Origin of the sequence: Nostoc sp. FACHB-133, from assembly GCF_014698055.1 — a bacterium.
In the GTDB taxonomy this organism is placed as follows: Bacteria; Cyanobacteriota; Cyanobacteriia; order Cyanobacteriales; family Nostocaceae; genus Nostoc.
Genome location: NZ_JACJSH010000012.1, coordinates 31,665 through 49,940 on the forward strand (window position 1 = coordinate 31,665; position 18,276 = coordinate 49,940).

The 18,276-nt window shown below is 40.5% G+C and carries 14 protein-coding genes, 1 tRNA gene and 2 pseudogenes; 10 read left to right on the forward strand and 7 right to left on the reverse strand.

Annotation, left to right across the window (positions count from 1 at the left end; genetic code table 11):
* The first annotated feature begins 71 nt into the window (after window positions 1–71).
* Complete coding sequence (locus H6G86_RS12300) at window positions 72–1,400, forward strand: ATP-binding protein (protein WP_190934577.1); 1,329 nt, start codon at window positions 72–74, stop codon at window positions 1,398–1,400.
* 39 nt (window positions 1,401–1,439) lie between these two features.
* On the opposite strand, the pseudogene H6G86_RS12305 reads toward H6G86_RS12300, so the two are convergent.
* Window positions 1,440–1,733: pseudogene (locus tag H6G86_RS12305) on the reverse strand (protein kinase domain-containing protein); the annotation flags it as partial.
* Window positions 1,734–2,067: 334 nt separating this feature from the next.
* Here H6G86_RS12305 and H6G86_RS12310 point away from each other — a divergent pair.
* Window positions 2,068–3,672, forward strand: coding sequence for a serine/threonine protein kinase (locus H6G86_RS12310; RefSeq protein ID WP_190934578.1), 1,605 nt, complete (start codon window positions 2,068–2,070; stop codon window positions 3,670–3,672).
* Window positions 3,673–3,757: 85 nt separating this feature from the next.
* Here the strand turns inward: H6G86_RS12310 and H6G86_RS12315 are convergent, their stop codons facing one another.
* Window positions 3,758–4,939 carry a CapA family protein gene (locus H6G86_RS12315; protein ID WP_190934579.1) on the reverse strand — a complete coding sequence of 394 codons (1,182 nt, stop codon included), beginning with the start codon at window positions 4,937–4,939 and terminating at the stop codon, window positions 3,758–3,760.
* A 193-nt stretch (window positions 4,940–5,132) separates the two neighbouring features.
* Window positions 5,133–5,217, reverse strand: a tRNA-Ser gene (locus H6G86_RS12320).
* A gap of 464 nt (window positions 5,218–5,681) precedes the next feature.
* Here H6G86_RS12320 and H6G86_RS12325 point away from each other — a divergent pair.
* Window positions 5,682–6,131, forward strand: coding sequence for an orange carotenoid protein N-terminal domain-containing protein (locus tag H6G86_RS12325; protein WP_190934580.1), 450 nt, complete (start codon window positions 5,682–5,684; stop codon window positions 6,129–6,131).
* Between the two features lie 1,308 nt (window positions 6,132–7,439).
* On the opposite strand, the gene H6G86_RS12330 is transcribed toward H6G86_RS12325, so the two are convergent.
* Window positions 7,440–9,920, reverse strand: coding sequence for a VIT domain-containing protein (locus H6G86_RS12330; protein ID WP_190934581.1), 2,481 nt, complete (start codon window positions 9,918–9,920; stop codon window positions 7,440–7,442).
* A 212-nt stretch (window positions 9,921–10,132) separates the two neighbouring features.
* On the opposite strand from H6G86_RS12330, the gene H6G86_RS12335 reads away from it, so the two are divergent.
* The 6 genes and pseudogenes from H6G86_RS12335 to H6G86_RS12360 all read left to right on the forward strand — a co-directional run bounded on the left by H6G86_RS12335 (window position 10,133) and on the right by H6G86_RS12360 (window position 13,882).
* Window positions 10,133–10,666: a hypothetical protein gene (locus H6G86_RS12335; RefSeq protein WP_190934582.1), complete on the forward strand. Its 534-nt coding sequence runs from the start codon at window positions 10,133–10,135 to the stop codon at window positions 10,664–10,666.
* 11 nt (window positions 10,667–10,677) lie between these two features.
* Window positions 10,678–11,118, forward strand: coding sequence for a hypothetical protein (locus tag H6G86_RS12340; RefSeq protein ID WP_190934583.1), 441 nt, complete (start codon window positions 10,678–10,680; stop codon window positions 11,116–11,118).
* A gap of 11 nt (window positions 11,119–11,129) precedes the next feature.
* Window positions 11,130–11,579, forward strand: coding sequence for an HNH endonuclease (locus tag H6G86_RS12345; protein ID WP_190934584.1), 450 nt, complete (start codon window positions 11,130–11,132; stop codon window positions 11,577–11,579).
* Window positions 11,580–11,728: 149 nt separating this feature from the next.
* Window positions 11,729–11,971: a hypothetical protein gene (locus tag H6G86_RS12350; RefSeq protein ID WP_190934585.1), complete on the forward strand. Its 243-nt coding sequence runs from the start codon at window positions 11,729–11,731 to the stop codon at window positions 11,969–11,971.
* Window positions 11,968–12,357, forward strand: a pseudogene (locus H6G86_RS12355) (type II toxin-antitoxin system VapC family toxin). Before H6G86_RS12350 ends, H6G86_RS12355 begins: the two are co-directional and overlap by 4 nt.
* A 19-nt stretch (window positions 12,358–12,376) precedes the next feature.
* Window positions 12,377–13,882 (forward strand): NB-ARC domain-containing protein, encoded by a 1,506-nt coding sequence (locus H6G86_RS12360; protein ID WP_190934586.1) that lies wholly within the window; start codon window positions 12,377–12,379, stop codon window positions 13,880–13,882.
* A gap of 19 nt (window positions 13,883–13,901) precedes the next feature.
* On the opposite strand, the gene H6G86_RS12365 is transcribed toward H6G86_RS12360, so the two are convergent.
* The 3 genes from H6G86_RS12365 to H6G86_RS12375 all read right to left on the reverse strand — a co-directional run bounded on the left by H6G86_RS12365 (window position 13,902) and on the right by H6G86_RS12375 (window position 17,334).
* On the reverse strand, window positions 13,902–14,606 hold the full coding sequence (locus H6G86_RS12365; protein ID WP_190934587.1) for a DevA family ABC transporter ATP-binding protein: 705 nt from the start codon (window positions 14,604–14,606) through the stop codon (window positions 13,902–13,904).
* Window positions 14,607–14,694: 88 nt separating this feature from the next.
* On the reverse strand, window positions 14,695–15,870 hold the full coding sequence (devC, locus tag H6G86_RS12370; protein ID WP_190934649.1) for an ABC transporter permease DevC: 1,176 nt from the start codon (window positions 15,868–15,870) through the stop codon (window positions 14,695–14,697).
* Between the two features lie 156 nt (window positions 15,871–16,026).
* Window positions 16,027–17,334, reverse strand: coding sequence for an HlyD family efflux transporter periplasmic adaptor subunit (locus H6G86_RS12375; RefSeq protein ID WP_190934588.1), 1,308 nt, complete (start codon window positions 17,332–17,334; stop codon window positions 16,027–16,029).
* A gap of 262 nt (window positions 17,335–17,596) precedes the next feature.
* On the opposite strand from H6G86_RS12375, the gene H6G86_RS12380 reads away from it, so the two are divergent.
* On the forward strand, window positions 17,597–18,211 hold the full coding sequence (locus H6G86_RS12380) for a TetR/AcrR family transcriptional regulator (protein WP_190934589.1): 615 nt from the start codon (window positions 17,597–17,599) through the stop codon (window positions 18,209–18,211).
* Window positions 18,212–18,276: the final 65 nt, after the last annotated feature.

Genomic DNA, 18,276 nt, shown 5'->3' on the forward strand with positions numbered 1-18,276 from the left:
TAGTAAGGTGAATATGTACCTTACCTATTTACTGCGTGCTTATGCGTTTAGAATAAAAAGAAGTGTAATACATGGCAAAGCTCAAAATCTCGAAAAAAATCTCCACTGGTTTAATCAATTCCCTTGGTGCAGGGGTAGTACCAAGAGTAGGAGTTGAATATATCGCAGTAGGTCGAGAAAAAGAACTAAAAAGCCTATTACAAAATCTTGATGATATTGCAGAAGGTGTAGCAGCATTTCGCTTCATAATTGGTAACTACGGTTCCGGGAAAAGTTTTTTATTGCAACTACTTCGTAACCGCGCTATGGAGCAAGGTTTTGTAGTAGCGGATGCTGATTTATCTTCTGAACGCCGATTAGCTGGAAGCAACAATGAAGGTGTAGCCACCTATCGAGAATTAATGAGCCACCTAGCTACAAAAACTCGTCCTGATGGTGGTGCTTTAGTCTCGATTTTAGAAGGATGGATTAATAAAATTCAACAAGAAGTGGTTAAAGAAACTGAAATGCGTCCCAATGACGATGGTTTTGATGACAAAGTTGAATCAAAAATTAGGGAAGTAGTTCAATATATTGAAGATTTAGTTCATGGCTTCGATTTTGGTAGCGTGATTATCGCTTATTGGCGTGGCTACCGAATGGATGATGATAATTTAAAAAATGCGGCGATGCGCTGGTTGCGGGGAGAATTTACTACTAAAGTTGAGGCAAGAGCAGCTTTAGGAGTGCGCGTTATTATTGATGATGATAGTTGGTATGACTATATAAAATTGTTTGCGAAGTTTGTCGCTGAGATTGGCTATAAAGGACTGTTGATTTTAGTTGATGAAGCCGTACATTTATATCAAATATCTACTAAGGTAACGCGAGAAAAGAATTATAATCGACTCCTGGCAATGTTTAACGACACCATGCAATGTAAAGCAGAACATCTTGGAATTGTTGTTGGTGGAACAACTAAATTTTTAGAAGACCCTAAACGCGGACTTTTTGCAGACCAAGCTTGGCAAAGACGCACAAAAGAAAGTCGTTTTGTCGCACAAGCTAATGTTCAAGAAAATTCAGGGCCAGTGATTCGGCTAAATCCGTTGAGTGAAGCAGAAATCTTAACCCTTCTGCAGCGTTTAGCTGAGATTCATGCACTGAATTTTGGGTATGAACAGACTTTGACAAATCGTGAGTTGAAGGAGTTTGTGCAAGAAATTATTAATCGCTTGGGTGCAGAAGCATTACTGACACCAGGGGAAATTGTGCGAGATTTTATGAGTGTGCTGAATATTCTTCACCAAAATTCAGGAATTGCATTCGCTGAATTAATTCATGGCTCTAAATTTAAACCTACTGCTATGGGTAAGAATGCAGGTGTAGATGAAGATGGCGCTGCCGAATTTAGTTTGTGATTTACTCTCTAGTAATTGGTAAGCCTAGCCAATCGCTCAACCAGAGCGATTTATTAATAGAATATTGCTTGGTTTGATATCACGATGAATTATGGGCGTTTGACGGCCATGCAGATATTTGAGAATTTCTAGAATGGCTTTTGCTAGTTTCTTAACTTCTTCTTCACTGAAACTACGCCCAGTTTTGAGTTGTGCTTCTAGAGATTGGGCTGGGATATAGATATAACTTTGTACGAATGCAAATCCTCTGCTGTTGGGTGAATCTAGCTCAAAGTAGTCAAGGTAGCGGGGAATAGCTGGGTGGGAGAGTGCTTTGAGTGTTTCAGCTTGTGCTGAATTAAGACGAAATTAAAGCGTCAATTAAGAAACTATGTTGTAGCAACTAGCGCGTCGAGTCGTATTTTCTCCTTGACATTACGGATATAGCAGATAGCTTAAGTCTTTTTCCTACTTCAGAATTTCTTGACTCCCGCGTTATCATCTGAAAAAGATAAAACTTTTGTGAGGTGGGGAGGTTTTCTCGCTTAGGGAGTTCCGACAACTAAATCATCCCGTAGAATAGACAGGTAATAAACCCTGCCTCATATAAAATACGGGAAAATTTTTAGAAATTCCTCAAGACTCAGGACTCGCTATTTATCTGCTCACTCAGGATTCAGGACTCTTTATGTTAGCAGGCACAATTTTGCAAGATGGAAAATATACCCTAATTCAAGAAATAGGGCGGGGTGGCTTTGGGATTACATTTAAAGCTACCCATCACTACTTGGGCCAGGAGGTGGTGATGAAAACCATCAATGAACGGCTGCGACAACATCCTGATTTTGCGAAATTTGAGCGCCAATTCCAAGATGAAGCCAGACGATTAGCTACGTGTATTCATCCAAATATAGTCCGAGTCAGTGACTTTTTTGTGGAAGCTGGACTGCCTTACATGGTAATGGAATACATTCGTGGCGAAACCTTGGGAGACGCATTTGTATTACCAGGAATAACTTTGCCTGAAGCCACAGCAATTCATTACATTCGGCAAATTGGAGCAGCTTTACAGGTAGTACATAACAATGGTTTGCTGCACCGAGATATTAAACCAGATAATATTATTCTTCGTCAAGGAACACAAGAAGTAGTACTAATTGATTTTGGCATTGCCAGGGAATTTAATGGCGGTGTTAGACAGACTCACACTGGTCTGGTTTCTGAAGGTTATTCTCCAATTGAGCAGTATTTGACGCAAGCGCCGCGCACACCCGCCACAGATGTTTATGGTTTAGCCGCAACTTTGTATGCACTGTTGACAGCACAAGTACCTATGCCAGCATTATTGCGCGATCGCGAACAAATGCCTTCCCCCCGCGAATTGCAACCACACTTGAGTGCTGCTGTCAATCAGGCAATAATGCGCGGTATGGCGGTGGAGTCTCGTTTTCGACCAGCGACAGTTGCCGAGTGGTTACAACTCCTACCTGGAAATGAGGGGCTGATGACACCGGAAGCCTTAGCAACTTATGCAGTCCCAACTGTCAATTTATCTGCCCAACAAGCTGCAACTTTACTTGGAAAAACTAGCCAAAATCGCCTTCATAAGCCATCTGTGCTGGCACAGCCCAACCCAGGCATCGCTAAAGGAAATCCACTGGCAAAAAAACCGGGATCATCTCAAATACTCATAGGTGTAGGCGTAGCCTTGGTTGCTGCTACCGCAGGTTTTGGCATCACTAGCATTTTACCCAAATCTCAGCCGCAGCCAACCACAAAGCCGCTTTTTGAACAGCCTACTCAACAACCAGCCGCGAAAGTACCTAGCTTAGAAAATGGTGCAGAGACTAACACCACCTCAAGAACAGAATCAGCACCTCTTTCTAATTCCAAGCAGCGCCGACGTAATCGCCGTTCTTCCCCCGAAGAAACTCCTAGCAGCCCTACAGGAGAATCACAACGGGGCGATTTGCAGCAATCTCCATCTTCACCTAGCGTTTCCCCTACACCCTCGCTAGTGGAAAAACTACGGGCGATCCGGTCATCTCGTAATGCTTCCCCTGCGCCATTGCCACAAAATAACTCACCCGCCTCTAATCAGAATTCTGCTTCCCCTCAACCGATAATTCCACCAAATTCTGTGGTTATACCAGCAGCACCACCGACACAATCCAAACAGTCAGATCCTTCTGCTGTAGTAGTACCAACATTGGAAAAGCAAAATTCACCAACCGATAATCAACCCCAGAGCGATCGCAAATTGCAGGAAAAGCTACAAGATGACAATAATTAGTCAATTTTAGATTTTTTCTTCACAGTCCCAAAAAGGAGATTTTCTGTATCAAGAACTACTTGAGAGTTACCCTTCTGTAACATAGCTAAATTCCTGATTTACTTTTCTTTACAACAACTTCCCCTTTCTTATTAATCTTTACCGGATTTTTTGGAAAAGCTTGATTATTCAAAGAACGTATAAGTTTCACAGTCCGAAAATGTTGATCTATTTGAGGGATTCCTTGCTGACTCATCCGCACAGGGATAATTTTACTTGATACCAGATTTCCCACAGAGTTTAGTTTGACTTCTAAAATCATCGAGTCACCCGTCTGGGCATTTGTAGATAAAGTTCGATATCCTAAAAAATTCCCTAAAGAATAGGCAATGATTTTTCCCTTATAAATTTCCATCGCTCTCGGAACATGAGGCCCATGTCCTAGTACTAAATCTGCTCCCGCATCAATCATATTTCGAGCAAACTGGATTGAATTACCTCGGTTTTCTCCATAAAAAAACTCTGTCTGATTCTTAATATGTAGCGCCCCAGTCCCTTCGGCTCCAGCGTGCATCGATACTACTACAATCTTTGCTTTATTTTTTGCTTCTGCTACAAGTGCTTGGGCTGCTCCTAAATTATGGATGGAATTATACATTTCATAAGGAGAAAACCCGACCATTGCCACAGGGATATTGTTAGCTTTCAAATAGAGAATTTGATTTTTATGACCTAATGTTGCAATGCCCACAGCCTCAAGATTTTTCTTTGTATCTTTGAACCCTACCGGGCCGAAATCCATTGCATGGTTATTTGCCATATTAAACACATTAAAACCAGCCTCAGCAAATAGCCGAGCATATCCAGGTGGAGAGCGAAAAGCAAAGACTTGTCCTCTACTAGTATCTTTAGTAGTGTAAGGATAATTAGTTAAGCTACTTTCAAAGTTACCAAATAAAATATCTGATCCTTGCAAGTGGGATCTCACTGACTTTGGTAATAATTGATCTCGAAATCGGGGTAATCTATAGTTAGGGAAATTAGTGCCGGGAATAATATCTCCAACAGCTTTGATAGTAATAATATCTGAAGAGATTTGCTGTTTTGGTGTGAATGACCTAGGTTCAGGAATAGCAAAGGGTAATAATACAGGTTCAGTGGGTGTAGTCGCAGCGTTTAATTGCTGTGATTGCCCAAGCCGAATAACGACTCCTATACTAATACCCAGATATAAACAGATACTGATAAAACTAAATGAAAACTCTTTCCCCAGGCTGAGATTTGCCATCGTTCACTCCTCACACGATGGCATTAGTTTATCCCAAAAATTTGTGTTGGCGCTGTATATTTTAGTGTTTTTGGGCAATATTTGACTCAGTAGACACGTAAATATGAGATCGTTCCACTTGTAAATAATTATACCTGCCAGTTTTCAAGCCAAACACAATCTGTTTGTCCAGTTCTTGAAAAATATTTTTAAACGGAGAGGGGGGGATTCGAACCCCCGTTGGGTTTCCCCAAAACGCATTTCGAGTGCGTCACCATGAACCGCTCGGACACCTCTCCAGATATTTATTCACGCATTAGAGTACCTATCTTATATGCAAATGCCGTGAATTGAGGGAAATGTTAGCTCATTTCCTATACTACTATAACATTAGCGCTTTATCTGCGTAACAGAATGCTTCGGAAACACCAAAGGCTAATTACAGCGATTTTCAGGTAAATAGACCCATAGGGTAGGGGCGCAAGGCCTTGCGCCCTACGACGGATGTGGTTCAAATACATGAAAACTGCTGTAAGTAAGGTTTGTAGAAATCGAATATCTTTGCTTTCCATACATCGAAGCAGGCATTTTTGTAACTAGCAACTTGGGTTATGTATATCTGTCTTATGTTGTGAGTCTTATACCTATCCTAAATAGGGTTATCTATCCGGATTTGTTCGTTAAGTTGTATGAAGCACTGAAAGCAATTTTTTCAGTAGTAACTGAGCAAATCGGAATACCCTTAACTTAGTTGGAGTTTTTTATGACTTACACAGTTGATGAAGCAACAAGACCAGCTTTAGAAACTTTTCAACGCTTTGATGTAGATACTCAGCTAGCCCTACTTTGGTTCGGTTATCTTGATCTTAAAGAGCATCTAAAACCTGCACCTCCTCTAAGTGTTGAAACTCCTGCAAAAGCAGTGTTTGACAAATTCCTGGACTTGTCTAAAGAACAACAACTGCAAGCACAACGCGACATTATTAATGGTGCAGATAACGATATCAGCCAAACCTATAATAGTCTAAGTCCCAATGCTAAATTAGACGTTTGGTTCCTTCTGGCACAAGGAATGGAGGATGGAAGCATAATTCAAGTGCCCTCCGACTATCAACTTCCTGATGAAACGGATGAATTTGCCGCATTGATCAAAAATCTAGAGTTTGAGCAGCGGATTAATTTCATGCTAAGTGCCGTGGAAGCGATGGGTTAACTAAGTCTAAGAACTCTACTTTCTAGAATTGGGATAATTGAACCTAGCAAATTAAGCTAGACCTGCCTTTTTTTGCTTTACTTTAATAGTCTTTAACTAATAACTACCGCAGAGATGCTTATCTTTGTGGTAGTCTTGGTGCAAATTAATATCTGTCGATTCACTCATTTTACAGTAGTTTTCATGTATTTGAACCACACCTTTTGTTGGGGCACAATGCCTTGCACCCCACCATTATATGAATAGGGTGTTTATTGACATCTGATTCGTATTACCATCAAATCAGATACCGAGAGTAACTAGAATAATTAGTTTATCTCAAAGTATTAAAGCGATACCTTTTACAGTATTGACTCAATATTTCTGTGACAATTAATGAGTAATGTTCTACAATCTATAATATAAATTTTTGGTTACACCTGTGCATTTTCGCATTTATGCAATGAATAAGTGTTGTATAATGCGTACTGAAGAGCCATTAATTTCTAGATTAGAGTTTATTATTTATTAACAAAAGTGTACAAACTATTGCACCAAGCATATAAACCATAGACGTTTCAGCATCTTTTAAAAGTAGAATATAAAACATAGACAACACTACAAAAACAAGTACCGTTATTTTCAACATAAAACTTAACAATTTCAACCATAACTACGAAGAAAATACATCAGAAGTATGTCTTACGTTCTTTGAAATTGTTGCATGCAGAAAAGTATTCCAATTTTTAATAGCATTTAAGACTTCAGTATGGAGAAATTATTGAATCTCTATTCTTAATATATTTCTGAAGTGAGTGTTTACCTGATTGTAATTATGACAGTTTTTTTTGTGGTAGTAACTAATCTAGACAAAAGTACTTGTATCAAGTACTTCTGCTAAAAAAAAACTGTTTCACAAATCTGAGCCAATTTTGTTGATGAATATTTTTCACTCTTCTTACTTCTTTGAATCTAAGATATGTCACCAACCGAAAGGTAGCATAATTGACTTATCTTGCATTACCACTTAGAGGTTTCTTGAAAAAGGGTTGATTCGAAAAGTATTGCACCTTACCTCACAGATATAATAGGTTTTTTTATTTTGGCATGAGTGGGCACTCTCAAACAGAGTTCTGAACTTGGTTCAAATAAGGAAAGTTTATTCTTGGGTGGGAAATCAGAAATTAAAATTTGAGTCTCAACCAACAGAAAATCCCATTTCAGCCACATTTGTTAAATACCTATATCTGTGAGGGGGTAGCGATGCCTACGCCAACCCTTTTAGCGATCGCTCTCCACTATCTCTCCACTATATTAATAAAGGAGCGATTAGGGTTGAATCCGAAGTGTTAACAGCACAGTACTGGTGAGGGTCTGGGAGGGTAGCCAAGCTAAAAGCGATCGCTTAATTAATTCAATCACTGTCTGTTCCTTCAGAGATGAAGCCTGTTCATCCAGTACTAACTGTCTCACCCGTCCCCGGCTAAGTTGGAATTCAAACACCAAATCACCACCAAAACCTCTAGGGAGTTGAATTGATTGCAAGTATTGAGTCAGCCTAAAAATCATCTGCTGATTCAATCCCGTCACGTTCACAACTTGTAAACGAGGAACAGAAGATTCTTCTTTGTGTAAGGCTTTTGAATCTTCCAATTGTGGCATTGATCTTTCGGGAACTGATAACAGGCTATCAAGATTACTAAAATCATCATCTGCAAATCCGATTTCTAGCTCTGATGCTGGAATATCGCGTTCCATCGCCAATGACTCCATTTCTTCAAACCGTTGCATCGGTTTTGCTGGTGCAGACATTGGGGATGGTGGTGGTAATACAGACATTGGAGATAGTGAGGGTGGTGCAGATTGTTTCTTCGTCTGCTGGCGACTCCTTGCCATTCCAGCACCAGGAGCAGCGCCAAAAGTTAGGTTACTAAAAATACCTTTATGACTGATTGCTTCAGGTATTTCTACAGGTACTTGCACAGACATAAAATCTTGGTTGGGATTGACTCTGATGTCATCGCTGACGGCAACAAAAGCGGTATATTGCGATAACAGTTGATAAGCCAGAGCCGTATTTGTCACTGCTTCCACACCTCCCTTTGTGTCGCCACTCACCATTTGATTCATTAAATCCTTGATGCGGGAACGTCCCCAAAGTTGAGCAATAGCAGGATTACCTGTTTGGGGAAAATTCAGGTGAAAACTGTGCTGATAACGCCTACCACCCGCAGCAATGCCAGTGATGTGCAACTTTCCAGAATGCGCGTCTGGTTTGTGTCCAAATAGCACTAATGGTTGCTCTGCAAATAAATCTGGTGGTGTAGAAGGATACATAATTGGGGATTCCCCATCACCCTCCCATTGCAATTGGATATTGGCGAGAACTGGATTATTGATTTGGTGGAAGAATTTTTCTACCACCTCATCTACAGGTTCATCGTGACGAATAATCCGAGCAATACCCCGTCCTAATTCTGCAATCCGATTGAGTAAGAACCGATTTACCGAACTACCTGCACCAAAGCTATGGAGGCGGGTTCCTGGCTGGAGACGCTGTTTAACTTCTGCTAAAATTTGGTTTTCGTTACCGATATAGCCATCAGTTAGTAAAACAATATTTCGCAAGCGTCCTGGATTTGTGGCTTTTAAATTTAAGACGGTGCGAATACCGCCTAACATCTCGGTTCCACCGCCAGCGTTTAACCGATTGATATAGTTGATTGCTAATAAACGATTTGCAGAAGTATTAGGAAGAGGAACGGGTGAAAGTTGCTGTGTGGTATCGGAAAAATCAATAATGTTGAAGGTGTCGTCAGGGTTGAGTCCATTAATAAAACGACGCATCAATTCCTGACATTGCATCAGTGGTTCGCCACTTTGAGAACCGGAGGAGTCGATGAGAAACACCATATCTTTGGCGACAATCTCATCAGGACGATACTCAAAGGCGGGAATCAGGTAAAGTGCGAAGTGTCCACCCCGTTCATCAACTTGAGTCAGCGTGGTTGTTTGGATGTGATTACTGGCAACTTGGTAACGTAAAATTAGGTCTTTATTGGGTATGGTGTCTCCACCTCCTAATTTGATATTTACCAACTGTCCTTCATGGATGATTTGGATTTGGTGAGAGGGTGAGTTAATATCCTGAATCTCAACGCCAGCATTAATTTCGATGGTGACATTAATATCATGGCTTGAGCGCATTCCTGCTGGCAAAATGGGAGCGTTTAAGCGGGAAGCATCTGGAACTAAATCGGTATCTTGATTTAAAGTCATGGGTGCAATAGCTGAACCACCCCCGACTGCATCTTCTGCGATGGTGATTCCGGGAATGTAACGGGGGCCAACAACCATTGGGAAGACAAATTCATAATTTCCTCCCTCAAATTTTAGGCTGTTGCTGTAACGAATAATCACATCGATTTGTTCGCCTGGTTTGATATTTGCCAGGGATTGAGTGAAGATATTGTCTCGTTCTTGTTCGAGGAGTCCGGCTGTCTGTCCTTGTTTTCTGGCTTGTTCGTAAATGGCTACAGCTTCTTGGCGTTTTTTGATGCTGCCTTGAATTGTGCGATCGCCTATGCGAATCAGCATATCATCAACGGCGGCTTCATCTGGCAAGGGGAAGATATAAACAGCTTCTAGGGTTGTGGTAAATGGATTTTCAAAGCTTTGGGTAACTTCCACCCGTGAGATGTTACCAGCGATTTTGGCTTTTACTTCAGTGTGTTTGAGGGGAAAAGCAATCTCTTGGCTAGAGTTTTGCAGATATAAGCCACTGGGTTGTTGTTCTAGGGTTTGAGTCATAATCTTTACCTGACGCTTTTGTTTGCTGTCTCTAGCGTAGGCGGGTTTTTCTGGGAGATATGCTCAGTTTTATGCTCACTTGATGCTCAGTAGTAGGTTCACTGGTAAATAATGATTTTCGGTAAAATTGCCAGTCTAGTTACTGTATACGTGTTTTATACTAAAATAACGTAACCTAAATTACATTAACCATACTCTATAAACTTAGAACAGTGAATAAGTCACAGGCTATTAATCTACTTGAAGGTGAAGGATGGACAACAGCAGATGCTAAACGTGCATTAGAGAAAATTGATTTTAAGACTAATCCTGACGAAATTACTATTCGTAGAGCTATTTCACATTTTGCTGGTTTTGAATTAATCAATCGTCAGCGTCTTCAAGCTGCTCAGAAAGGTTTGGTAACGAAGAAAACAAATGAGCTGGAGCGGAAAGAAAAGGAATATGCTGCGAAAATTGATCAGCTTATAAATTATCAAAGACAGGAAAGGGATAAACGCGAAAATGAAATTCAAAGCTCATACGACAAAAATAATCTTGTAGAAGATAGGCTCAAAGCTATAACTTCTCAAAATAAGGATTTGATTGTTGTAAATGAGCGACTCATGAAAGACAATAAAGACTTAAAAAATTTAGTTGATGAAATCAGACTAAAACTAGCTATAAATACCAAGAAAATTCTTCAGTATGAAGACAGCGAAATTCGGAGAGCGGTAATTCATTTATTCAAATCTACCCTGGGATAAGAACTAAATCTATGACTGAGCTTAAAACTAAAAAAGCAATTTTCAATGGGATGAGTTACCGCGATATGCAACGTGTTAACTCAAAAAATAGAAACAAGCTGAAGCAAGAGGATAGACACTGGCTAAAAACAGAAGGCTACAAGAACGTTGGATGGAATAACCTCATCAGTCTCTATGATAAAATAAAGGATTTTTTAGATAAATATCAATTCGATGATTTGACACTTGAAGAATTATTTTTAGAAGCAGACCGAATTGGAAATAAATATCTCACTTCTCAAGAGATACAGGAGACTAATTACAAATTAGCTAAAGAAGTAAATGAGATTGCAGAAGAGATAGATAGGCAGTATCCTGATACAGAAATAGAAATTATTGATTTTAGTAATAAAACAAAAAAAACATATAAAAGGCAATCTAATCAAAAGTCATATAGAACTATCAAATATTAGAGGAAGATTCTGTGAGCATTCAAGGAAAAGAACTGAATGAATTATTTAATATTGCAGATGAAATTGGTAGCAAGCGCTATCATAAACTAACTAATCAAGATTTTGAAAATTATAGAAAATTCGATTACTGGCGATATGTTAATGGTGATTATGAGTGTGGTACAACCCAAGAAAGTAAAAATTGGGTGAGAGATAATTCAGACTGGTACTGTCCAATTTGTGGGGACAAGTATTCTGAAAAGGGTGGTAAAACAATAGATCATAAGCTTCCTAGATCCCAGTATCCCTGGTTATCAATGGAATTCAATAATTTCTGGGTCATTTGTCAGACGTGTAACCAAGAAAAGGGTGAGATGCACTGGTATGAGTATGAGCATTATATATTTGTTCGCTATCCTGATTTTTATCTTGGTGTAAAAGTTGCACGTCCTAGTCAGTTGCTTCAGTCGCTCAAAGAATAAAAAATCTCGCCTCATTTCGTTGAAGGAATAATTACCACTTTTTATGTACCTACGAAAAATTATTAACCAATCCAATATCGAATTTATAGTTTTTTTGTAGCTACAATTGGGTTATTAGAATTCTTTGATAATGATTTAGGAGTTGAAATATGAATGCTCACAAGATAAAAATCGTGTTAACTGAAGATGGAACTCTGACGCTACAGGGTTTACCTTTTCATGCTGGCGATGCTGTGGAAATGATTATTCTGGAAGCGAAAACTCCAGATAAGCAAATAGCACTAAAATCTCAATCAGATACAAATCTTTATCCTTTGCACAATACACAGCCTTACCATTATGAAGATCCAACTGAACCTGTAGCTGTGGAAGATTGGGAAGTTTTACAATGATTGTACTTGATACTCATATCTGGGTTTGGTGGGTACAGAACGATTCACGACTGACTCAAAAACAGCAACAATAGTTACAAGATTACGAACCTGACGGTTTAAGAATCAGCATTCTTTCTTGCTGGGAAGTAGCGAAATTAGTAGAGAAAAAGCGACTAATTTTGCCTGTAGATATTGATAAATGGCTAGAAGCTGCTTTAGCTTATCCGGGAGTACAACTATTAAATTTGTCTTTGCCAAAAATAGTTGATTTAACTCAATTAAATGGATTCCATAGCGACCTATTCGATCAAATGATTGTGGCTACAGCAAGATTTTATAATTGTCTTTTATTAACTGCTGATGCTAAAATTATTAATTATCCTGATGTGCAAACGCTCAAATAGTGAATTATAAAGTTGATGTATGTCAAACTCGCTGAAAGCATCAACAGCAGGACTAGCAATTGTAGACAAATCCCGTCAACGTCTAGGTTGGACAAAAACTAGCACCGCACGTTGGTGGCAAGATGCCCATACCTCTAGAGCTACTTTACGCCGATTTTGGCAAGGCGATCGCATTCAGCGAGAAATCTTCATCGCTATCTGTCAAGCTGTTGGTATTGTCAACTGGGAAGCGATCGCAGAATTATCCAATGCAGACTTAGAATCTACTGTAGTTATCCCCACACCTGACTTAGATTGCAATGAAGCGCCTGATATCGAAAGCTTCTATGGACGAAATCAGGAATTGGCACAATTAGAAGAATGGCTCACCAGTCAAAACTGTAAATTAATCACCATTAACGGTATCGCTGGTATTGGTAAAACCGCCCTAGCACTGGCTTTAGTAGACCGCATTCAGTCAAAATTTGATTGTTTAATTTGGAAGTCTCTGCAAACTTCCCCATCTTTGATTTCTCTGCTGAATAGCTTGTTAAACTCCTTTGAGCAAGGCGTTGTGCAGAATATTCAACAAGGTACGACACAACTCATAGAGCAGTTACAAAAACGTCACTGTCTATTGGTATTGGATGGATTAGAGGCTATTTTCTCACAGTCAGAAAACCTCAGCTATGGTCAATTTATCCAACAAATAGGTCGAGAACGGCATCAAAGCTGTATTCTCATTAGCAGCCGAGAACAACTAAAGAATATCGAAATTAATACAAAAACATCTCGCTGTTTAAATCTCAAAGGGTTGGCAAAAGCAGAGGCTATAGAATTATTACAATCAAGGGGATTTACAGGCAAAGAACTAGGGTTATCGGCATTAATTCAACTTTATCGTGGTAATCCCTTGGCGCTGAAACTGGTAACACCCTTGATTCAGTCTGTATTTGGCGGGAATATTGCTGCTTTTTTAAGTCAGAATACTCTAATTGTGGGCGATCGCTTGCGTGTAATTCTCAAACAGCAATTTGAGCAACTTTCCGGCTTAGAGCAAGACATTCTCTACTGGCTGGCAATTTGGCAAGAACCTGTCTCATTCTCTCGATTGCAAACCCATTTGCTGATATCCGTTAACCCAGGTATGGTTTTAGAGGGCATTGTAGCCTTAGAGAGGCGATCGCTTTTAGAAAAATGGGTCAGCGATTATGAACCCTCATTTACATTGCAACCCCTAGTAATGAAAGTGGTGACAGATGAATTGGTGGAATATGCTGCTCAAGAGATTTATAAAGTTATGCAGAGTAATGATATTCGTCATTTTCAGATATTGCGAACCCATTGGTTGCTACGACCGGGTACTGACGATATTGCAGGCGATCGCATATTAACTCAACTTTGGAAAAAGCTTTGGCATTTGTATGGTGCAACTCTTCCACAAATATTTAATCAAATTCTGTCATTGTTAAATGGTCAATCTCCTTTAGCAATGGGTTACATCAAGAGTAATGTTGCGATCCTCTCAGGAATAGAATCAGTTTAATAAAAAACAACCAGCCTAACTAACCGGCTGCAACAACAGCACCGTCATTTACTAATTTGCCATCTTCCATGTAGACAATGCGATCGGCAATATCTAGAATGCGGTTGTCATGAGTAACCAAGAGAATGGTACAGTCCTGTTCTTTAGCTAATTTTTGCATGAGGTTGACCACATCTCGTCCCGATTTACTGTCAAGGGCGGCGGTGGGTTCATCTGCTAAAACAATTTTAGGACGACCTACCAACGCACGAGCGATCGCAACTCTTTGTTTTTGTCCCCCAGATAAATCATCAGGATAATAACTCAGCCGATGCCCTAATCCTACCTCTTCTAACATTTGGGCTGAACGGCTTTTCATCTCTGCTGGCGAAATATTATTATGCACTTCCAAGCCCATTCTGACGTTCTGGAGTACTGTCAGGCTACCGTGCAAGTTGTGCGCTTGGAAAATATAACCGTTATTGCGTCGCACCTGGGTAAGTTGTGCTGTACTAGCACCACAAAGTTCTTGTCCCAATATCTGCAAACTGCCGGATTGGGCAGAACGCAAGCCGCCGGCTAAGGTGAGAAGTGTAGTTTTACCAGAACCAGAAGGCCCAGTCATAATAATAATTTCGCCGGCGTTAATATCCAGGTTGATATCAAAGAGAACTTGCTTACGAAGTTGACCAGAACCAAAGTAATGGTCGAGATTTTTAACAGAGATTACAGGCTGACTACTCATAAATAGCTTGATTACTCGTGATGCTCGTCATTTGTCATTTGTCCTTTGCAAATGACCCATGACAAATGACAAATGAAAAATGACAAATTTAAAACATATCTGCGGGGTCGGCAGACTGTAATTTTCGGGTGGCGATCGCACCGGAAATAATACACATAATCATGGTTAGTATTAGCACTGTGGTGGCTCGTGCTACGGTCATATAAAGTGGCAAATTAGTGGCATTACGAGTTAAATGATAAAGTCCTAAAGGTGCGATCGCTCCTGGGATAAAGCCCAAGACTGCCAAAATTATCGCCTCCTCAAGCACCACACCTAATAAATAAAGATTGTTATACCCCATTGCTTTGAAAGTGGCGTATTCTTTGATGTGGGAATTCACATCTGTAGAAAGAACTTGATAGACGATAATCACGCCCACCATAAATCCCATTGCTACACCCAGGCTGAAGATAAATCCGATCGCAGTATTTGTTTTCCAGTAATTTATTTCAAATTCGATAAATTCTGTTTTGGTCAAAACTTTAACATCGTCATCTAAATGAGATTCTAAAGCTGCTTTCATTTGCTTTGGATCATAGCCTGGTTGTAGTTGCACTAAACCGAGACTGACACTGCTGGCTTCTCGTCTGGGAAATAATCGCAAAAAGTTCTGGTCGTTGGTGATTAAAGTACCATCGGCGATGAAGGAAGCGCCAACAGAAAATAAGCCGCTAATGGTAATTGTCCGGCGTTCTATTTCGGTTGTGACAGTTTTACCTTGGTCAATTTTAGCGATCGCTTCATTGTAATCTCCTCTAGAAGCGCGATCAAACAAAACGGTATCTGGTAGCTTAACAGCATCTATCTGGCGATTCACATCCGCTAAGTTAAACACTTGCTGATCTGGGTTGAACCCCATAACTAATATTGTCGTCTTCTGATGTGTTTGGGGATTTTTCCAATCAACAATGTTGATATACATTCCTTCTGCCGACTTTACACCTGGTATATCCATTGCTTGATACAGCCGTCGCCGCGTAAAGCTAGACATATTTGCTAGGTTACGTGCTTGGGGGCTGATGACAAACATATCAGCCTGCATACTGCGATGTAAGATTGTATTACTTTCAAACAGGGCAGTCTGAAACCCTAGCTGCATAAACATCAGAACATCGGCAAAGGCAATACCTGACAATGCCACCAAAAGACGACCTTTTTCATGACTCAGTTGCAGCCATCCTAAAGGTGTTCGCCGCCGTAGTTGTTCGATTAATTTCATAATAATAGGGAATAGGGAATAGGGAATAGGGGACAGGGGACAGGGGACAGGGGACAGGGGGCAGGGGGCAGGGGCAGGGGAAGCAAGAGGTGGAATAACCTAATGCCCAATTCCCAATGCTCAATTCCCAATTCCCAATGCCCAATGCCCAATTCCCAATTAAAGTTCAATTACCGCCTTGACTTGCAAATTAGTTAAGCTAGAAGCGTTTTGGCTAGATAGTTTATTCAGTTGCACATGCACTTCCACAACTCTGGCATCAATATTGCTAGAGGGATCAGCGTTGATTAGATTTTGCCGCTTTACCTGCATACCAATCCAATCCACTCTTCCTTCTAATTCATTGCGTAGGGAATCACTACTTACCCGCACATCCTGTCCCGGACGCACTCTCTTGATATCACTTTGGTAGACTTCTACTACTGCATACATCTGGTCGGTTTGACCTAGAGCCACAATTCCTTCATCGCCAACAGTTTCTCCGGCTCGTGTATTAATCTCCAAAATTCGACCAGCTTTAGGAGCCACAACATAAGCTTGCGCCAGTTCTGTTCTAATTTTCTCCACGGTGGCTTGAGCGCTCTCTATCTCTGCTTGTGCATTTGCTATATCTGTTGGACGGACTTCAGCAGTTTGATTCAGGTTAGCTTTTGCTTCGTTAATCTGCTGTTGCAAGCTGGCGAGGGTTTGATCCTGGTTAGCTTTTGCTTCGTTAAGTTGCTGTTGTAGGGTAGCCACAGTTCTTGTCTGAGTGGCTTGGCTTTCAATTAACGCTTGAGTGGAAGTTTCTGCACTTAAACGTCTGCTATCAACTTCCTGGCTAGAAATTGCTCCTGCTTTGTATAAAGTCTCGTAGCGCTGTACCTCAGCTTGGGCATTACGTCTCTCGGCTGCTACGCGAGCCACTGTTGCTTGTAAACTCCGTTGTTGCCCAAGGAGTTCTGCTTCTATACGATTAATTGTGGCTTGCTGAGTTTTAATATTTCCTTCTAGTTCTACTTGCAAACGATTCACGCTAGCTTGACGCGCTCCAATTTCTCCCTGTTTTGCTCCAGCTTTTACCTGGTTAAGGCGAGATTTGGCAACTTGAACTTGTTTTTGTGCCTCACCTAAAGTCGCTTGAAGGCGATCGCGGTTGTCCATAATCGCAATTACTTGTCCAGCTTTGATCGAATCACCTTCTTTCACCAATAGTTGCTCTACCCGATTTCCTTCATTAGAAGAAGGCGCTGATAGTTTTATTACTTCTCCCTTTGGTTCTAGCCGTCCTAATGCTGTGACTGTTTTTACCACAGGCTGAATTGCTACTGGTGTTTTTTGTTTCTCATTAGCTGTAGCCTGAAGCTTCATCAGAGTATAAACACTGATTCCACCTATTGCTAGAGATGCAATTATTGCAAGTAGAACAGGCGATCGCACAAGATTCTGAGAAGACCTTAAACCCTCTGAATTCCTGTTTTGCTCCATACTATTAATTCCCCTTACCACCAGTAGCAACTTGTACTAAACTGTACAGTTCAGTTTATGCTAAACTAAACGGACTAGTTTAGTCAAGATGATACAACTAAACTTGTCAATCAGTTAGCTCGACATTATGCAGCGAAATAGTATTCATTCCTGTTCCCTTCCCCCTGTCCCCTTCAACAAAGGGCATATTTATTTTCGCCATATTGTACTGGGGCATTTTGAGCATCTATTAATATTGTTTATAAGAAAGGATAATTAATAAATGGTACGCATCAAAACTGACGAAGTTGATCGAGATAATTCCGTTGATAAAGTAGAGCAAATTCTGCAAGGTGCAATGCAAGAGTTTCTCCAAAATGGCTATGCTGGTACAAGCATGGATCGGGTAGCGGTAGCAGCCGGTGTTTCTAAAGCGACAGTCTACAGCCACTTTCAAGATAAAGAAGGACTTTTTAAAGTACTGTTAGAGCAACTGACAAGCAAAAAGAACAGCTCCATTTTTGGCACAGAACCGATTGAGGGAGAACCAGCCACCATAGTGCGCCAGGTAGTAACCAAAGCATTAGATCAGATGCTTAACGACAAAGAACATAGTGCATTTATGCGAGTACTAATTGGGGAATCTGGGCGTTTTCCTGAGTTAGCTCAAATTTGTGTTCGGGTGATGATTAAGCCAGTAGCGGAAACTCTCACTCACTACTTGGCGGCTCCAGAACTAAAAATACCTGACCCAGAGGCAACAGCAAGAATTCTCTTAGGGGCATTGGTACATTTTCATATTACTCAAAATGTGATGCATGGACAGGACATTGTGCCAATGGAAAGCGATCGCCTGATTGATGCGTTGACACACCTAATCACTAAATGCGCCGATTGATTGGCTATGTCCCATTCTTAGCTGATGGAGTGCTGTTGCCTATCCTCTGGCTTTTTTGGTTTCTT